Genomic DNA, 288 nt, shown 5'->3' with positions numbered 1-288 from the left:
TAGTTCAATCGCGTGCCAACACATTTACAGTCAACGCAAAGCGGCAAACAATATGGACCCCATGAAATTCAGTTTCTTTTTTGGTTGTCGTGGCCTGAATGCAACAGTCCAATCTCCCCATCTTTGAACTCAGGCACCATCCCCTCCACCTCACGACACGCCTTCCTGACCAATGCCAAGTCACGGGGATCGCTCAACCATACGATCAAGGCGACGAACCCAAGGTGGTGCAGGACCGTTTGCCAATGGATGTCGGACAATTCCCCGCCGCCGTTATCGGTAAGCAAC

1 pseudogene is annotated in these 288 nt (G+C 52.1%); it reads right to left on the bottom strand.

Features of this window, described 5'->3' with window-relative positions:
* Positions 1 to 68 precede the first annotated feature (68 nt).
* Positions 69 to 288 (bottom strand): annotated as a pseudogene (locus H261_RS26445) (hypothetical protein); the annotation flags it as partial.

The organism is Paramagnetospirillum caucaseum, from assembly GCF_000342045.1.
GTDB classification, from domain to species: domain Bacteria; phylum Pseudomonadota; class Alphaproteobacteria; order Rhodospirillales; family Magnetospirillaceae; genus Phaeospirillum; species Phaeospirillum caucaseum.
Note: the sequence above shows the minus strand (reverse complement) of the source record. Positions and strands in the feature narration are given on the sequence as shown.